Source organism: Allorhodopirellula solitaria (genome assembly GCF_007859855.1).
Lineage (GTDB): Bacteria > Planctomycetota > Planctomycetia > Pirellulales > Pirellulaceae > Rhodopirellula > Rhodopirellula solitaria.
The window spans coordinates 1-17,056 of the sequence record NZ_SJPK01000011.1; the positions used below are offsets into that span (position 1 = coordinate 1).

7 protein-coding genes and 2 tRNA genes are annotated in these 17,056 nt (G+C 57.3%); 5 read left to right on the forward strand and 4 right to left on the reverse strand.

Annotation, left to right across the window (positions count from 1 at the left end; all coding sequences use genetic code 11):
- Positions 1 to 309: 309 nt before the first annotated feature.
- From CA85_RS18055 to CA85_RS18065, 3 genes are all read right to left on the reverse strand, one after another.
- The gene (locus tag CA85_RS18055) at positions 310 to 5,223 is read right to left on the reverse strand and encodes an AAA domain-containing protein (protein WP_146392769.1); all 4,914 of its coding nucleotides are present in this window, start codon (positions 5,221 to 5,223) and stop codon (positions 310 to 312) included.
- 164 nt (positions 5,224 to 5,387) lie between these two features.
- A complete protein-coding gene (locus CA85_RS18060; RefSeq protein WP_146392770.1) occupies positions 5,388 to 6,038 on the reverse strand; it encodes an RNA-binding domain-containing protein in 651 nt (216 codons plus the stop codon).
- A 521-nt stretch (positions 6,039 to 6,559) separates the two neighbouring features.
- A tRNA-Arg gene (locus CA85_RS18065) sits at positions 6,560 to 6,633 on the reverse strand.
- A 205-nt stretch (positions 6,634 to 6,838) separates the two neighbouring features.
- Here CA85_RS18065 and CA85_RS18070 point away from each other — a divergent pair.
- The 3 genes from CA85_RS18070 to tgt all read left to right on the forward strand — a co-directional run bounded on the left by CA85_RS18070 (position 6,839) and on the right by tgt (position 9,466).
- Positions 6,839 to 6,912 (forward strand) — tRNA-Thr (locus CA85_RS18070).
- A gap of 101 nt (positions 6,913 to 7,013) precedes the next feature.
- Positions 7,014 to 8,345 (forward strand): tetratricopeptide repeat protein, encoded by a 1,332-nt coding sequence (locus CA85_RS18075; protein WP_146392771.1) that lies wholly within the window; start codon positions 7,014 to 7,016, stop codon positions 8,343 to 8,345.
- A gap of 5 nt (positions 8,346 to 8,350) precedes the next feature.
- On the forward strand, positions 8,351 to 9,466 hold the full coding sequence (tgt, locus tag CA85_RS18080; RefSeq protein WP_146392772.1) for a tRNA guanosine(34) transglycosylase Tgt: 1,116 nt from the start codon (positions 8,351 to 8,353) through the stop codon (positions 9,464 to 9,466).
- A gap of 586 nt (positions 9,467 to 10,052) precedes the next feature.
- On the opposite strand, the gene gyrA is transcribed toward tgt, so the two are convergent.
- Positions 10,053 to 12,947 carry a DNA gyrase subunit A gene (gene gyrA / locus CA85_RS18085; RefSeq protein ID WP_146392773.1) on the reverse strand — a complete coding sequence of 965 codons (2,895 nt, stop codon included), beginning with the start codon at positions 12,945 to 12,947 and terminating at the stop codon, positions 10,053 to 10,055.
- Positions 12,948 to 13,257: 310 nt separating this feature from the next.
- Between gyrA and CA85_RS18090 the strand changes: the two genes are divergently transcribed.
- Both CA85_RS18090 and CA85_RS18095 read left to right on the forward strand, forming a co-directional pair.
- Positions 13,258 to 15,216, forward strand: a complete 1,959-nt coding sequence (locus CA85_RS18090; RefSeq protein ID WP_146392774.1) for an AAA family ATPase — start codon at positions 13,258 to 13,260, stop codon at positions 15,214 to 15,216.
- A 382-nt stretch (positions 15,217 to 15,598) separates the two neighbouring features.
- Complete coding sequence (locus CA85_RS18095; protein WP_146392775.1) at positions 15,599 to 16,999, forward strand: glutamate decarboxylase; 1,401 nt, start codon at positions 15,599 to 15,601, stop codon at positions 16,997 to 16,999.
- Positions 17,000 to 17,056 lie beyond the last annotated feature (57 nt).

Here is a 17,056-nt window from a genome sequence, read left to right on the forward strand (position 1 = left end):
ATCAACAAGCGCGTTATATTTCGATCGGAGTCCATCGACCAGTGTTGCATCCGGCATTTAACCATTATGCAAATCCGTATGCCGCAGGTCGATGCCAATCAGGTAAGTTATTTCCGAACGACGCCTAAGCACTTCCCACTGGTGTTAGTCTATCGATAATCGTCCGTGCTGTCGCAGGCACATCCGTCCGAGATGTGTCCTCGCAAATGTCGTGACCTTACGCGGGGTCAGGCGAGTTCGACTCCATGAATTCTCCAATTGGCCGTATTGGCAGCGGGTGCGTTTGAGGTTAATCGGTATTGCATGTCTTTAGGTGGATGTCACTTCCGCATTCTGAATCGATTGAATGGTGCAAATTCGCGAGCGACCGCTCCAGTCGACTTTGATCTCCTCGTAAATGTTCGCGTTTGCCAGTTGCTGTCCAAGTGTGCTGGTGAACGAAACCAATCCGTCGACCAGTTCTGACTCGCCCTCAATCATCGTCAGTTGGTACACGCGGTTTGGTTCATCGTCAAACAAGATGGTGACGGCATCACCAACTCCGACCGGATCTGACTCCATCGTCGCGGACTCGTCCTGGTTTTCACCGTCCTGATCTGACTCACGCTGTTTGGGTTCTGAACTGCCCAATAGATCCGTCGCGTCTAAAACTCGATGTTCAGTGAACGGACTTAGTCCCGTCGATTGTCCGATGGGTTGAATCCCTCGTTCCTGTAGCGTGTCGACGAGGTCTGCCATGCAACCTTCGGGATCGAGCGCGAAGCTTGAACCCCAACATCGCCAGAACTGCCAGTTCATTCGCTCAAGCGTCTTTTGACGAGCGTAGTCTTCAAACCATCGATCAGGACCATGGTACCGGTCACCATCCAGTTCGATCGCCAAGCGACGATCATCGCCGCCATCGACAACAAGGTCGATCCGATATTCGCCAACAGCAACTTGCGGTGTCACTCGGTAGTTGAGTTCCGCCAGCCGACGAAAAACATCCTTCTCGAAGTCCGAATCGCAAAGATCAATGAGTTCTTTCATGTGTTCCAACGCAGCAGGCATCGGTTCTTTGAAGTGGCTGATAACTTTTCCTTTTAGGTCACGCTCATTCGGCAAATCTGTTTCGGCAACCGACCGGTACAAATACATTCGATCTCGGGCGCGTGACAGCGCGACGTTGTAGCGCTGCTCGAACTGCCGTGCTGTTTGCGCGGTTGCATTTCCAGGAACGGCGACCATGGACAGGAAGATGATATCACGTTCTTTCCCCTGGAACGTTGGCGGATCTCCGCATTGAATATTGTGCTTGAGAAATTTCTCTTCGCCGATCCGCTGAAGCAATCGCTTTTGAATCACGCTGGCTTGCTTGTTTCCAACCAAGCAGACCACGCCAATTGATCGCGTGTCATAGTCAGGATTTTCAACGAGTCGCTCGATTTCATCCACAATCGCGGATACCTCGGCTTCATTGACCATTCCGTTACGAGTAGCGTTCTTGATGTAAACATCAATCAACGGCGGATCGAGACGCTCGGACGGTTTTGGAATCCGAAGCGGTGTGAACTTCTCCGGGTAGAACTGCAAACTGAATCGAATGATCGGCTCGACACAGCGGAAGTGTTCATTCAACAGCGTCCGTCCCGACGGGAAGATAGCCTGCGCCAGTTCGTAGAACGACGTCCCCGGCATCAATAAGTCTTGGAATGGCTGCCCCTTCAAGTAACCATGACGCAACTGAAGCAGTTTGCGTTCTTCAAGTCCAACTGTTGACGGACTCACTTGACGATCGTCCCCTACCACCAATACCTTCCTACCTCGCAGTAGTGCGGGCAGGGCCATGATATCTGACTGAGATGCCTCATCAATGATGACCAAATCGAATGACCCCAGCGTCGCCGGTAGAGATTCCGACACCCGCCAGGTCGGCATGATCCAGCAGGGGACCGCCTCCATGGACTTTTGCATCGCTTTTTGGGCATCACCACGATGCCGATTTGCACTTACTCCGGTGCCCTGTCCAATTTTGCGAATCGCGGACACAAATTGCTGTAGCGACGACATCCGCCCGCCAACACTCATCCGCTGATGTAGCCCCAAGTAGGTTCGGGTTTTCACCAATTCTCGAGTCGCTCGCTCAAGAGCCTGTTGCGTGTTGATCCGTTTCGACGACATCGCCTTCAGCTCATCACGCGCATCTATCTTCTTGAGGAACGCTTCCAGTCGTCGGGACCGCCAAGCATTAGCCCAGTCCTTTGGCGAGAGCGGGTCGGAATCTGCTTCAGCGGGCACGGATAGCAAGCGAGACGCCCAACGCGGCGCCCCCGAACTGGCGATCTTCTCTGCAACTCGGTTGACCGCCGAGAATTGATTCCTCAATGCACCCAAGCGATCGAACTCGGTGAGTAACACTGCCCACCGTTCTTCGATCCATTGCGGATCGCGATTGCCATTGCCAACTTCGATTTTCAAAATTGCTCGGCAAGCGTCAAAGACTTCGCCTGTTCGTCCGTGCAAGTCACGTTGTGCCTTCTCCAGCAAGAATCGGCTCTCACTCAGCTCCTGGCGGTGCAAGAACGCATCGACCGCTTCAATCATTTCCGCAATCTTTTCAGAATCAAACGGGAGTGACTTGCGATCAACTCCCGAAACAAACAGATTCTGGACATCCGCAGCTACCGTTTCGTGGTAGCTGATCGCAGCTGTTAGTACGATTGAAAGTGGCTTCTGCTGACGTCCAATCCAAAGTTCCAATTCGATCGCATCAACGGGGATCTCGGGAACATCAAAATCGTCCGCAAGTGCATTCCAACGATACGCAAACTGTACCATCTTTTCTCGGAACTGAACGTAGTCGAATACGTACGACCAATCTGCGGCTCCATCAGGAAGTTGCCCCGCAATGGTCAACTCTTGAAGGTAGTGCTTGATGTCCTTCGCACCCAGCGACACGAATCCGAATGCCTTTCCAGTTTCTGATCCACGCTGAAGAGCTAGTTTCAGCTTCTTGGTCGAAACGTTTTGAAGCGGTAATGCAATCGGTCTCTTGCGAAAGGTTTTGCGTGTTTCGCCAAGCTTTTCCAATTCGGTGATCGCTGCCTCAACGCTCGATTCGTCATCGATCGAAACACCATCGGCGATCCAGCGGCAATAGAGTTTTTCGACCCATGCTTCTTCGGCTGTGTGTAGGAGAGATTGCTGCATCCTCTTCAGTTCCCCGACCAATCGTTTTCCACTCGCACGGGTCGGCTCGTCTTGTCCCAAGATTGGCGGCAACGATCCCGACGTTGATGCTGTTCGCAGGGAGGCGGCTTGAACAAGACTCGCGTGAGCGCTGGCGACGTCGCGCGACGACGGCAAGTCCTGTCGATTCGGAATCGTCGTTCCGGCATAAGTCAGGTCTTTGCCAAGCATCCGCCGTGCTTCGCTCAGGGATGCAATGTCGGACTGATCGAATTGAGGCTCGGATCTGTCCGAAAATCCAATTGCGTCATCTAGCCACGCGTGTTTAACACGATCCGTTGCCAGCGACTGCGCTGCGTCGAACGGCCAATTCTTATCGTCGCCCCGCAGGGAAGCAGGAATCTGGGTCAGTTGGGCTTCTGCTAATTCACGCATCCGCTTGTCGATAGAACGCAGATCTCGCTTGAGTTGTTCGGCACGCTCTTTGTTGTCCCGGATCTCTCTATTGAGGAAGTCAGGCGATTTGCTAAGAACGTCGTTCATCATAAACATGACGGAACCCTCGAGCTGCTTCAAACCCTCTCGCTCGCTAGTCAATAGACTGATGGTTAGGTCGCGTATGCCCTCGGGAATCTGATCGCGCAGAACAGCGAGCGCCGGTTCTCCCTTGGACACCACCAGAACGCTGCGTCCAGTGGCTAGGTAATGACAAATGATGTTGGCGATCGTGTGTGTCTTGCCCGTTCCCGGCGGACCTTGCACTACGATTCCATCTTCACGTTGCAATCCCTTAACGATTTTAAGCTGTGCATCGTTGGAGGGCTTTGGAAATAGAATTTCCGCATCATCGTCCAGCGGGTTTGCATTACTTCGGCTATTGTTGGGAGCACCATCAGTTCCGCCGCTTTTCCGAACGCGTTTTTCATCGTGTGGGTCTTGGACAATCGCGTTCCCGACAGGCGGAAGCTCGACTTCTTCTTTTTGTTCGACCTCTTTGCGTAAGCGGTTGATGTCTTCAACCAAGATGTTGCTGCCACGCCGTCGTGCATAGATCGCCCAGGTATCCGTGACGGTCAGCGTTTCCGTGACCTTCGGGTGCTGACGGTTTTCCGGTTCGCGATTGACATTGGGCCAGTAGCGTCCGTCGCCGGTCAGCGAACCAGCCGCAGTTTCCAGAACGGATTCAAAGCTGGCGCGATTAAATGGCGAAAATTCATCCACTTTCGCTATTCCAGTCTTCTCATCCACGGCAAGAATCGCGTCAAGGCGGACTCGCATTTGTTCCTGGGTAACACGAACCGTTTCGATTCCCAGTTCGGTGAACGGACTGAGATAGAACTGAGGCTCGCGATCGCGCGGCGTGATCAGGATCGCCTGACTCTGCCGATCTATGCGTACTTCGACCAACGCCTCAATCAATGGATGCTGAAGCGTCTTCCTCCCTTTCTTCCATAACGCAAAACCAAGCCCCCAAACAGCCTCTAGCGGATTCTCTGCGCCGCTGTTCTCCATGGTCTGGCACAGATTGAAAAACTTTTCGTAAACGTGGATCGTCTGAATTTTTGGAAGTTCCTCCGTCTTCCACTCCGCCCATGGTCCGGCAAGGTAAATTTCGATATTCTCTCCAACATCTGGCTGGTTTTTCAGCAACACGCGAACGTCGACAGTCTCTGGATCGCCATTGGAAGAGTCCATTAGGTCCACTTGAGCAATTTCGCCCGAGTCGACCAACTGCTCTGCATCTGCCCGAGGCATTGTTCGGAGAATGGACTCATTGACGTTCGGCTTCTTCGTCGGATCACGATGTAGCTCAATCCAATCAGCGATCTCGCTTGCGGGCGTCGGAGGGTCCCGACGTTGCAGGCGTTCGATTTTTAGCCAAGCAAGACCATCGTCGTCGGTGACATCGTGATGGATTCCGACGCGATTGCGTAACTGTTGCTCGGTATACAGCAGCAGTGAGTACGCCTTTGTCGTGAAGTTCGCTTTTTGCGTCAGCTTCGCTAGCTGGTCCGTGTACGCCAGCAAACCGACGAGTCTATCTTTAATGCTCATGTTAGCGATGTGCTTCTAATTGAAATGGTTGTCGAGTCATTCAGGCGCTTCGTGATGTTTTCCATGGTTTCTATCGCATTGCATTGCCGACTTGGTCAGTGACTTGCTCACTGCTCGGTTCCCCAAGCGGAAACTCAAGCCCAACATCCCTGATTGCTTTCCAGTCACTCGCCAGCATCTTCTTTCTTTGCAAGCCATCGCGTCCCTAAATCGGTTACGCGGTATTTTTGAGATCGGCTTCTCGGCTTGTCAGGAAGCGTCATTGCGAGCAGTTTCGCAGCGAGCAATTTGTCCATGGATCGCTTGAAATTGCCTGTTCGTGTTGCATATCCTGCCGCGTCCAGCAGATCAGCTCGCGTCGCAGGTTGCACCGAACTGGCCCGGATCATCGCGATTTCACGGTTGGTCAGTTCGACATGGGCCTCGACATGGGCCTCGACATGGGCCTCGACATGGTGCCGACCCGATCCCTGCTTAGCCCCCTTTCGCTCCCTGAAACCAAATGTCAGCATCATTCCGATGGTTTCAGGGGCGAATTGGGGAGCAGGGCTGCCGTGCTTCTGACACGCCAACATCATTCGCTCGATGCCGCTGCCCCAGGCCTCAATGTCATCCGCGATCACGCCGAGCAAGTCGCGCATCTTGTTGGGCAAGTCTTCCAGCAGCTTCTTGGCATCAGCGACACCGACCGCCACGCCATCGTCGCGTCGACCGACCTCGAGCACTCCGCCCTGGGCATTGGCGAAGGCGCACACCCACTTCAGGTATTCGTCGCGCCAGGATTCTTTCCACTCGACCGTTTGGCTTTCAACCATGCTGCCTGCCTCCGATGTTCAATTGTGTTCTGGCGCGAATGGGCATGGCGATTCTCGGGGGGCGGGCGCGACGCAGAGTAGGCATCCATCATCCTCCACCGCATCGGCGTTGCTTCTTGAGTCCAGCAACGGTTTCGCTCAATGCTACCTGTTTTGCTCCCCCGTGTGCTTGTCACACGCCGAAGCAACGTTTTGAAATTAGAAAACCGCGTCATCGACACGCGTTCCCCTGTCAGCTTGTCTGGCAGGAAACCAAGCCGACAAACTTTGCTCTCATGCGGGGCAAGCCCGCATGGGAGCGGGGTGAACGCTCCCTCTTTATCTAAGCAGAGAACGGGGCTTCCTGTCAGTCAAGCTGACAGGGGATCTGGCGTTGTGGGAAAGCAGCAGCCAGCTCGAAGCTCGTGCAGATCGTGAGCCTCGGAAAGCACGGCCGCCTTAGCTACCGTGACGACACGAAAAAACCCGCGAAAACCTAGTTTTCCGCGGGGTAGATGATGGGCTGCGTGGGCGCATGAAAATACACCCCAGAGGATTCGAACCTCTAACCTTCGGTTCCGTAGACCGATGCTCTATCCAATTGAGCTAGGGGTGCATGGGCTGGGTGGGCGGTGCGATTTCTCGCTTGGGCCGACCGTGTGCCACGGGACGGGGAGAGTAGAGATTTCCTGTTCTCCTTGCAAGGGGGATGGAGGCTTTTGCGGAGGATATTTTTTGTTGCCGATGGCAAAAAATTTCCCTGCCAGGGGGACCGCTTGACGACTTTACCGCAGTTTCGATAATCTACGCCCTTCGCAATCGCCAGCGTAGCTTCAATTGGCAGAGCATCGCATTCGTAATGCGAGGGTTGCCGGTTCAAATCCGGCCGCTGGCTTTTATGCAAGCGAATCCGATTCCCAGGTGGAAGACAACGGATTCGCCCGCAAAATCGTGTCGGAATTGCGAACACCTCCTTTCCTTTCGGGAATCTCACTTATGAGTGAAGTCGATCTTGATGTGCTCGACTTGAAGCAAATGGTCCTCACGAGCAACGCATTCGGCCCGAATGAGGTTGGTGAGATTCGCAAGGCAATCACGGAGAATTACGGCCATTTCGGCGAACTCCGCGAAGCTGTCCAAGAATTGGAGCAGGATGAGGCGTTGACCCCGGCCTCTCGTACCAAGATGGGCGTTTGCCAGTTTTTGCTGGGTCGGTTCCAGGATGCACTGGATACTCTGACGTCGGCAGACGGCAGTGCGATGGCGCTGTTCTACACCGCTCGCTGCCGTTTCGAGCTGGGCCAGTACGACGAGGCCATCCAGGCTTACGAGAACGCCAAGGTTTCGGGTTACAACGAAGACCAGTGCAAAATTGGTGTCGCTGAAGCGAAACGCTATTCGGGCGAGATCGAAGAAGCGATGGGCATCCTCGATGACATCTTCGGCCCCGCCGAGCAGACGGCTGACTACATGTATCAGCGGGCGGCTACTGCGGCTCTGATCGGTGGTCGGATGGACGAGGCGGTCAATCTCTATCAGCGAGCCGTCGCCACGGACGAAAACCACGCTGGCGCACTCTTCGGTTTGGCGCTGGAAAACGATCGCTTAGGCAATGACGAGGAAGCCCTGCAGCTCTACGAGCGTGCGGCCAAGGCATTCCCCACCGGTCTCGGTGCCCTGACGAACTTGGGCGTGATGTACGAGGATCGCAACGACTACGAAAAAGCACAGCAGTGCTACAAGCGGATCCTGGATTGCTTCCCCGGTCACCCCCGCACCGCACTCTACATGAAAGACGCGTCGGCCACGGGCAATATGCTCTACGACGAAGAGGCGCAGCGTCGCAACGATCGCTTGACCCAAATCCTCAGCATGCCGGTCACGAACTTCGAACTGAGTGTTCGCAGTCGCAATTGCCTGCAGAAGATGGGCATTGAAACGATCGGTGAGCTGACCCGGCACAGCGAGCAGGAACTGCTCGGTAGCAAGAATTTCGGTGAAACCAGCCTCGTCGAAATTCGCGAGATGCTGCAGCAGAAGGGCTTGTCGCTCGGCCAGTTCGCGGGCGAGAAGAAAGCCAACGATCCGCCGATCGATACTTCGCACATGTCGGCTGACGAACAGGCTCTGCTCGAGCGGCCCATCGCCGACTTGAACCTCTCGGTGCGTGCCCGCAAGTGCATGACTCGGTTGCAGATCAACTCGATTGGTGAACTGATCCGCAAAACGGGTGACGACATGCTCGAGTGCAAGAACTTCGGCGTGACGAGCCTCAACGAGGTCCGCGAGAAGCTTGCTGATCTCGGCTTGAAAATGCGTGGCGATTGATCGGAGTGTTTCACTTCGACTTGCTGCAACAGAGCGACGGTGCCCGCCGGGGCGTTTTTCACACGCCCCGCGGCGACGTGCAGACACCGACGTTCATGCCCGTTGGAACCGTCGGCACCGTCAAGGGGCTGACGATTGACCAAGTCGCTGCGACGGGTGCCGAGATCATCCTCGGCAATACCTATCACCTGCGATTGCGGCCTGGTCATGAGACTGTTGCCAAGCTCGGTGGTTTGCACGCCATGTGCGGCTGGGAAGGCCCGATCCTGACCGATTCAGGAGGCTTTCAAGTCTTCTCGCTCGGCGCACTGAACAAGGTGACCGAGCAAGCAGCGACGTTCCGGTCGCACCTCGATGGTGCCAAAATCGTGCTCACGCCGGAGCATTCGATCGAGATCCAGCAGGCACTCGGTAGCGACATAGCGATGGTGCTCGATCATGTGATCGCGCTACCAGCATCCGCTGCTGAGGTCGAAGACGCTTTGGCCCGTTCAATCCGCTGGGCAAAACGTTGCCGCGAAGCTGCGGATCGGCCGGAGCAGGCCCTGTTCGCGATCGTTCAGGGCGGGCTCGACCCAGTGCTTCGGCAGCAGTGTGCCACCGAGCTCGCATCGATGCCCTTTGAAGGCTATGCCGTGGGTGGGCTGAGTGTGGGTGAGACGCCGGAGGAGATGTACGCCACCGCCGGTGTGACGACGCGGCATCTGCCGGCGGAGAAGCCGCGATACCTGATGGGAGTCGGGACGCCCCGTGACCTGATCGAGAATATTGCTCGCGGGATCGACATGTTCGATTGTGTGATGCCGACGCGTAACGGGCGCAACGCCCTGGCGTTTACCGACGAGGGGCCGCTGAAGCTGCGTAATGCCGTCCATCGCGAAGACCTGCGGCCGATCATGGATGATTGTCCCTGTTTGGCATGCCGGCATAGCCGCGGATACTTGCGGCATCTCTTCAACGCTGGCGAGATGTTGGGGCCGATTTTGTTGTCACATCACAATTTGATGTATTACTCTCGGCTGATGCAGCAGGCTCGTGCAGCGATCGAGCAGGATCGGTTTGCCGAGTTCGCCAATAGCAAGCTGCGGGGCTGGGGTTACGAGCCGGTGCCGTGCGGCTGAGCGGGCTGAGGTTCTATTGAGCCGAGGCGCGTAAGCGGCCGGGTTGGCGGCGCTACCTGGTGCCTTACGGCCAATGCCATCTAGTTTCGACCGCGAAGCGGTTTTGGTAACCCGACGCGTCAGCGAGGATCACTTGTTCGCCACGCAAAACACTGCATTTTCCTCGCTGACGCGTCGGGTTACCATCGTGATGACGCCCCGAACGGGGGCAAAGTAGATGGCATTGGCCTTACGGCATTCGGCTCATTATTGTGGCGTCAGCCTGGATCAAGTCGACCGCCCGCTGGTGGTCAGGGGCTTGTCCGCTCCTGCTGATTACCCACAAAACCAGATCCCCTGTCAGCTTGACTGACAGGAATCCCCGTTTTGTGATTAGAAAAATTGAGCATTCACCCCGCTCCCATGTGGGCTTGCCCCACATGAAAGCAAAGTTTGTCGGCTTGGTTTCCTGTCAGACAAGCTGACAGGGGAACGCGCATCAATGTTGCGGTTTTCTAATTTGAAAACGTCGCTTCCCGTGTGACAAGCACACGGGGGAGCAAACTGGTGGGTAATGACCAGCTCGTCGCCTCACCCGCAGCATCCGTTACTGATCGCCTGATGCTTCGGGGGTTGGTTCAGGTGCCGGTTCGGCTGGGGGGGCGTCCTCGGATTTTTCTTCTGCAGGGACGCGGACGACAGCGATGAGTTCGTCGTCTTTGTCGACGCTCATGATTCGCACGCCTTGGGTGTTTCGTCCGATCACGTTGATGTCCGACGCAGCGATGCGTTGCAGCTTGCCTTTGGCGGTCATCATGAACAGTTCGTCATCGTCGGTCACCCGAGCGATACCGATCACTTTCCCGTTACGCTCGCTAGTCTTGATGTCGCGGAGGCCCTTGCCGCCCCGTTTCTGGGTCCGGTATCGAGCCGATCCGCTGGTGGCCGAGTTCTCGTCATCGGCGCCGGCGTCGGAGCCATTGGTATCGCCGTTCTCGTCGTCGCCATCGGCTGTGTCAGCGATATCGAGGGCGTTGGGTCCGAACGGGGTGCGTTTGCCGTAGCCGTTCTTGCAAACGGTGAGCAGGGTGGCATCGGGTTTGGTCACGACCATGCCCACGAGCCGGTCATCGCCGATCAGGGAGATGCCTTTGACGCCGGAGGTGTTGCGGCCCATCGGGCGAGAATCGGATTCGCGGAAGCGGATCGCCATGCCGCCGGCGGTGACCAGGATGATCTCGTCACCGGGGCCGACGACGACGGCATCGACGAGTTCATCGTCTTCGCGCAGTTTGATGGCGATGATCCCACCACGTTTCGGCCGGCTGTATTGTTCGAGCGGCGTTTTCTTTACCAATCCACTGCGTGTCACCATGGCGACGTAGTGACCGGGCTGGTTGAAATCGCGGACAGCGAGGCATTGGGCAATCTGTTCGTCGGGTTCCATCTGCAACAGATTAACGATCGCGCGGCCTTTCGCATCCCGGGCCAATTGTGGGATGTCGTAGACCTTTTGCCAGCGGACTTTGCCGGTCGTGGTCAGGAACAGCAGGTAGGCGTGGGTGCTGGCGACGAACAGGTGTTCGATCGGATCCTCATCATCGCTCTTGGCGCCTTTGAGTCCTTTGCCGCCACGACGTTGGGTGTTGTAGACGCTCGTCGGTGTGCGCTTGATGTAGCCACGGTGGCTGATCGACACGACCATCGGTTCCTCGGTGATGAGGTCTTCGAGGTCAATGTTGCCGAGTTCCTCGTGGCTGATCTCAGTCCGCCGCTTGTCGCCGAAGCGGCGTTTCATCTCCTCGAGGTCTTCCTTGATAATGTCGCTGACACGTTGCGGTGTGGCGAGGATATCGAGGTAGTCGATGATTTCTTTGAGCAGCTCGGCGTGTTCGCCGGACAGTTTTTCTTGCTCGAGATTGACCAATTGACCGAGCCGCATCCGCAGGATCTCGTCCGTTTGGACGCTCGTCAGCGTGTAGCTGTCGGACTTGCCTCGTTCGGTCGTGAATTGTTGGAAGCCATCATCGCCGAGCGCCCGCTGCAGCATCGATGCAGGGCACTGGATCCCCATCAATCGCTCTTTCGCTTCGGGCTGGGTGCGGGAGGTGCGGATCGTTTGGATGATCTCGTCGATATTGGCCAGGGCCAGCAGCAGGCCTTCGACGGTGTGTTTGCGGCGGCGGGCGCGGGCGAGCAGGAACTGCGTCCGGCGGCGGATCACGTTGCCGCGGTGCCGCAGGAACTCGGTCAGCATCTCTTTGAGTGTCAGCTCGCGTGGTTTCCCGTCGACCAGGGCCAGGAAGATGAGCGAGAACGTGTCCTGCAGAGGCGAGAACTGGTAGAGCTGGTTCAGGATGACGTCGGGGTCTTCGCCGCGTTTGAGCTCGACGACCAACCGGACCGGTTCCTTCAAATCGCTCTCGTCGCGAATCCCGGAGATACCTTTGATGCGGTCGCCGTTGACCAGCGCCGCGATCTTTTCGATGATGCGGTCGCGGTATTGTTGGTAAGGGATCTCGGTGATGACGATGCGGCTGCGGTTGCCCCGCATCTCTTCGATTGCGCATTTCGCGCGCACGACCATGGTGCTGCGCCCCGTCTTGTAGGCGCGGCGGATGCCGGCGCGGCCGCAGATGATGCCGCCGGTGGGGAAGTCCGGACCGGGGATGATCTCGCACAATTCATCGATGGTCGTATCGGGATCATCGACGAGTTTGATCAGCGCGTCGCAGACTTCGGTGGGGTTGTGAGGGGGGATGCTGGTCGCCATCCCGACAGCGATCCCGCCCGAGCCATTGACGAGCAGGTTGGGGAACCGGCTCGGCAGCACGGTGGGCTCGTTGCGAGCCTCATCGTAGGTGGGCACGAAGTCGACGGTATCGAGTTTAAGATCGTCGAGCAGCTGTGCGGCGACCGCTGACATCCGGGCTTCGGTATACCGCATAGCGGCCGGTGGCAGGCCGGCAACGCTACCGAAGTTTCCTTGTTTGTCGATCAGCAACGCCCGCATGTTCCATTCCTGGGCCATCCGGACGAGCGTCGGGTAGATCACACTTTCACCGTGGGGGTGATAGTTCCCCGAGGTGTCACCGGAGATTTTCGCGCATTTGACGCGTTTGCTACCGGGGCCGAGGTTGAGATCGTTCATCGCCACTAGGATCCGGCGCTGCGACGGTTTGAGTCCATCGCGAACATCGGGCAGTGCGCGGCTGACGATGACGCTCATCGCGTAGGTCAGATAGCTGTCACGCAGTTCGTCCTCGATCGGCAGGTCGACCATCCGCATGGCCCCGAAGCCTCCCGACTCGTCACGTCCACCGTCGGGGGTACCGTCACCGGGGAAGCCAGTCCGTGGCGGGTCATCGCCCCCGCCATTGCCGCCACCGGATGCTGCTCCACCCGATGCCGAGGGTTCGTTGCCGTCGCCGCTCACGCCTGAGTCGTCGTTTGGGGTGTCGCTATTGTCGAGGTCGTCTGTGTTTTCGCCGTCGTCAGCCAAGTGTCTGCTCGGTAAAAATGCGTGAGAAACGTAGAGCCAATCCGAAAAGGGGTCTGACCCTCTCCGGTGAGGCCGCTAAGAACGATGTCAAGTGACTCGCCTCCAAAAGGGTCAGACCCCTTTTCGGATAGGCTCTTAGTGTCAAATCGCCGCGAAAACGGGTCGCGGAGTAGCCACACAGTGTACTCGACCGGCGCTTTCCTCACAACGGGCCAGACGCTCTGTGTGATTGACGCAAGGCCTTGATTTTCAAATACTTAGGCCTCCTTTTTTGCGAACCACTCCCGCTCGATTTCGGAAGTCCATGTTCATGTCTGGTCCTGACGACGAAACCATCCTGCGTTCGATCCGCTTGTTCCGCGAAGCCTTGGAGCAGACGCAGCAGCTCTACGTTGAGGCGGGCAAGCTCGCCGAGGGCAGTTACGGATGGTTGGCGGGTGACGACGCGGTCGAAGGGGCCGACATGTCGGCGCAGATGGACGCGTTGCATCAAGGATTCGTGATGAAGGTGTTCGCCGAGACGCTGCCCGACCCGAGTGCCCGGACGATGGAACAGCGGCAGCTCGGCCGTGTGCTCTTGGAGCATCTTTGGGGGCAACCCGTCATGGGCGCGCACCTGCATGATTCAATTGACTGGCTGCTCGATACGGCCCAGGACCTCAGTTGGTACGACGTCGTGCGGCCGTTTCTTGAAGTCCCGTCGCTACGCGATTCGTGGAGCGAGGTCGAGACGATGGCTGCCCGCTTGGCGACGATGATCGCGGTGGTCGACGGCAGCGAAGACGGTTCGGATCGTGATCGCTTGCGAAAGATTCAAGCGGAACTGTTGGCGGCGGAGCAGCAGGCCAAGTCGGCGCCAGCGTCTGCGCCGAGTGCGGGCTCACCCCGCCGGATCGACGCAGCTCCGACGCCGACTCACGGTGACCATCAAACTGACATCGACCACGCTCGCGACGCGATCGCGTGGCTGCGTGGGGAAGCCAAACGCCTGCGAGCGGGTACGGCGGATCCAACCGCTTCCGCAGACCTCGCCGATCCCGGTACCGAACGGGCCGATCCCAGTACCGAGCGGGCCCCCGAGCCCACGCCGACGGTTACCGGCGGGAGGGCGGCGGCAGCACCGACGGCCGCCGCGACGCCAGCCAAATCGGCGGAGGAAGAGGTCGACAACCGCACGCCCGAAGAGCGGCTGGCCGCGGCCCGCGAGAAACTCGACCGGCTCGTGGGGCTCGATGCGATCAAGAATCAGATTCAGACGCTGGCGAACTTTCTCAGAATGGAACGCAAGCGGGAGGAGCTGGGGTTGCCGACGATGCGGCCGAGCTTACACATGTCCTTTGTCGGCAATCCAGGGACGGGCAAGACCACGGTCGCGAGGATTATTGCCGAAATCTATGGTGCTCTCGGTGTGCTTGAGAAAGGACACCTCGTCGAGACCGATCGCAGCGGACTCGTCGCGGAGTACGCTGGCCAGACCGGGCCGAAGACCAACGCGAAAGTCGACGAGGCACTCGACGGCGTGTTATTCATCGACGAGGCCTACACGTTGGTCGATGAAGATGGGCAGGATCAATACGGCCGGGAAGCGGTCCAGACGCTGTTGAAACGCATGGAGGACCAGCGAGACCGGCTCGTCGTGATCTTGGCGGGATATCCCCGTGAGATGACCCGGATGATCCGCAGCAATCCAGGGCTCAGTTCGCGGGTAGGCACGACCATGCATTTCGATGACTACGATCCCGAGGCGTTGTGCCGGATCTTTGAGTTGATGGCCGCCAAGGCCAAGTATGAGCTGCCGAGTGAAACACGGCGATACGTTCTGCGTGGCTTCACTCATCTGTATATCAATCGCGACCGGCATTTCGGCAACGGCCGCATGTCTCGCAATTCGTTTGAACGCAGCGTCCGCCGGCTCGCCAATCGCATCGCGTCTGCACCGGAGATCACCCGGGAGTTGCTGATGACGATGCAGGCCGCCGATATCGAGGTGCCAGGGATCACCGATGAACAGCTTGCCGCGCTCGTTGAGCCCGATGGGTTGATTCGCGTGCTCTGCAAGCATTGTGAAGCGCCGCAGGTCGTTGATGACAAGGCTCTCGGCACCGAGGTTGCCTGCACCGCTTGCAAGGAAACATTTCAGTGCGATTGGGGCAGCCCCGTCATCGATCGACACCTCCCCGAGATCGGAGTCGCGAAGTCCGAAACCGCGAAGTCCGAAGAAGCCGATGAGTCGCTCGAGGCGGCGACATCAGATGAAACGGCGCCGTGAGGTCACGGATCGACCGGCGTTTCACCGCGGCATGATGCCAACTGGGTTGTTAGAAAGCTGAAGTTGACACCGAAGTTTGGCGAGGAGCGGACCGAGCGAAGCAAGGTTCGGAGAGGGGGGGCACGCTGGTTTGGGACTTTCCGTTGCGCTGTCTGCCCTCCCCGGAAGACTCGCGAAAGCCTCGTCTTCCGACCCTCCCTGCTTCGCCGGGCGGGTGAAGTAAATCGTTGACTCACCCTCACTTAAAACTGCACGCCCTCTGCGGTGCCATGGGCGTGCCGAGTTGTGGCATAATGCGCACCTTTCTCCAACGCACCCTCGCTCCAGGCCGTTGTCACTGCGACATGGCCGGACAAAAAACTCTTCTAGGAAACGACAGGTTATGGCACTTCACTCTCGCAGTAATGTTCGCGGCAGTTTGCTCGATGACACCTACGGATCGGCTGACATCTCGCAGACGCTACCGAAATACAGAATGCCTAAGGCTGAGCACGACGCTGATCTCGCGTTCTCGGTCGTGCGAGATGAGTTGATGCTGGACGGGAATGCCCGCCAGAACCTGGCGACGTTCTGTCAGACGTGGCTCGATGAAGAGATCCACAAGATCATGGACTTGTGCATCGACAAAAACATGATCGACAAGGATGAGTACCCCCAGACGGCTGAGATCGAAGCCCGCTGCGTCCATATGTTGGCCGATCTTTGGAACGCACCCGATGAAACCGATATCATCGGCACGTCGACCACGGGGTCGTCTGACGCGGCGATGCTCGGCGGGATGGCGGCCAAGTGGCGTTGGCGTGAGAAGCGGAAGGCTGCGGGCAAGCCAATTGACAAGCCGAATATGATCTGTGGGCCAGTCCAGGTTTGCTGGCACAAGTTCGCCAAGTATTGGGACATCGAACTGCGCGAAGTTCCTTTGGAAGGCGACCGTTTGATCATGGACCCCGAAGAGGTGCTCAAGCGAGTCGATGAGAACACAATTTTCGTGGTTCCGACGTTTGGTGTGACCTTCACGTGCAACTATGAACCAGTCAAAGAGATCGCCGACGCGTTGGACAAATTGCAGGAGGAGACGGGGTTGGATGTCCCCATGCATGTCGATGCGGCATCGGGTGGTTTTTTGGCACCGTTTTGTGCACCGGAGATCGAGTGGGATTTCCGGATCCCGCGGGTCAAGTCGATCAATGCTTCAGGGCACAAGTTTGGGTTGGCGCCACTGGGAACGGGCTGGTGTATTTTCCGTGACAGCGCCGACCTGCCCGAGGACCTGGTTTTTTGGGTCAATTATCTCGGCGGGAATATGCCAACGTTCGCATTGAGCTTCTCACGGCCCGGCGGTCAGATCGTTGCGCAGTACTACAACTTCCTGCGGCTTGGCATGGAAGGTTATCGCAAAATTCACATGAATTGCTACGAGATTGCCCAGTACCTCGCTGACGAGATCGGGAAAATCGGCCCCTTCGAAGTGCTCTACAATGGCGACCCTCAACAGGGGATCCCGGCGCTCTCCTGGACGCTGAAAGAAGGTTTCGATACCAAGGGATATACCCTGTTCGACCTCAGTGACCGGTTGCGAATGCGGGGTTGGCAGGTGGCTGCCTATACGATGCCGCCCAAACGTGAGGACTTGGTCGTTCAGAGGATCTTGGTGCGCCACGGATTCAGCATGGACCTCGGGGCGCTGTTCATTGAAGATCTCAAGCGTTGCTTGAAACACTTTGCTGCGCATCCCGTAAGCACACCCATGGACGAAACGGAAGCCGGCGGGTTCCACCACTGAGAGCGTTTGGAAAACGGGGCCGCTTCGAGCGAGAACGATAGAGCTCGTTTTCGGATA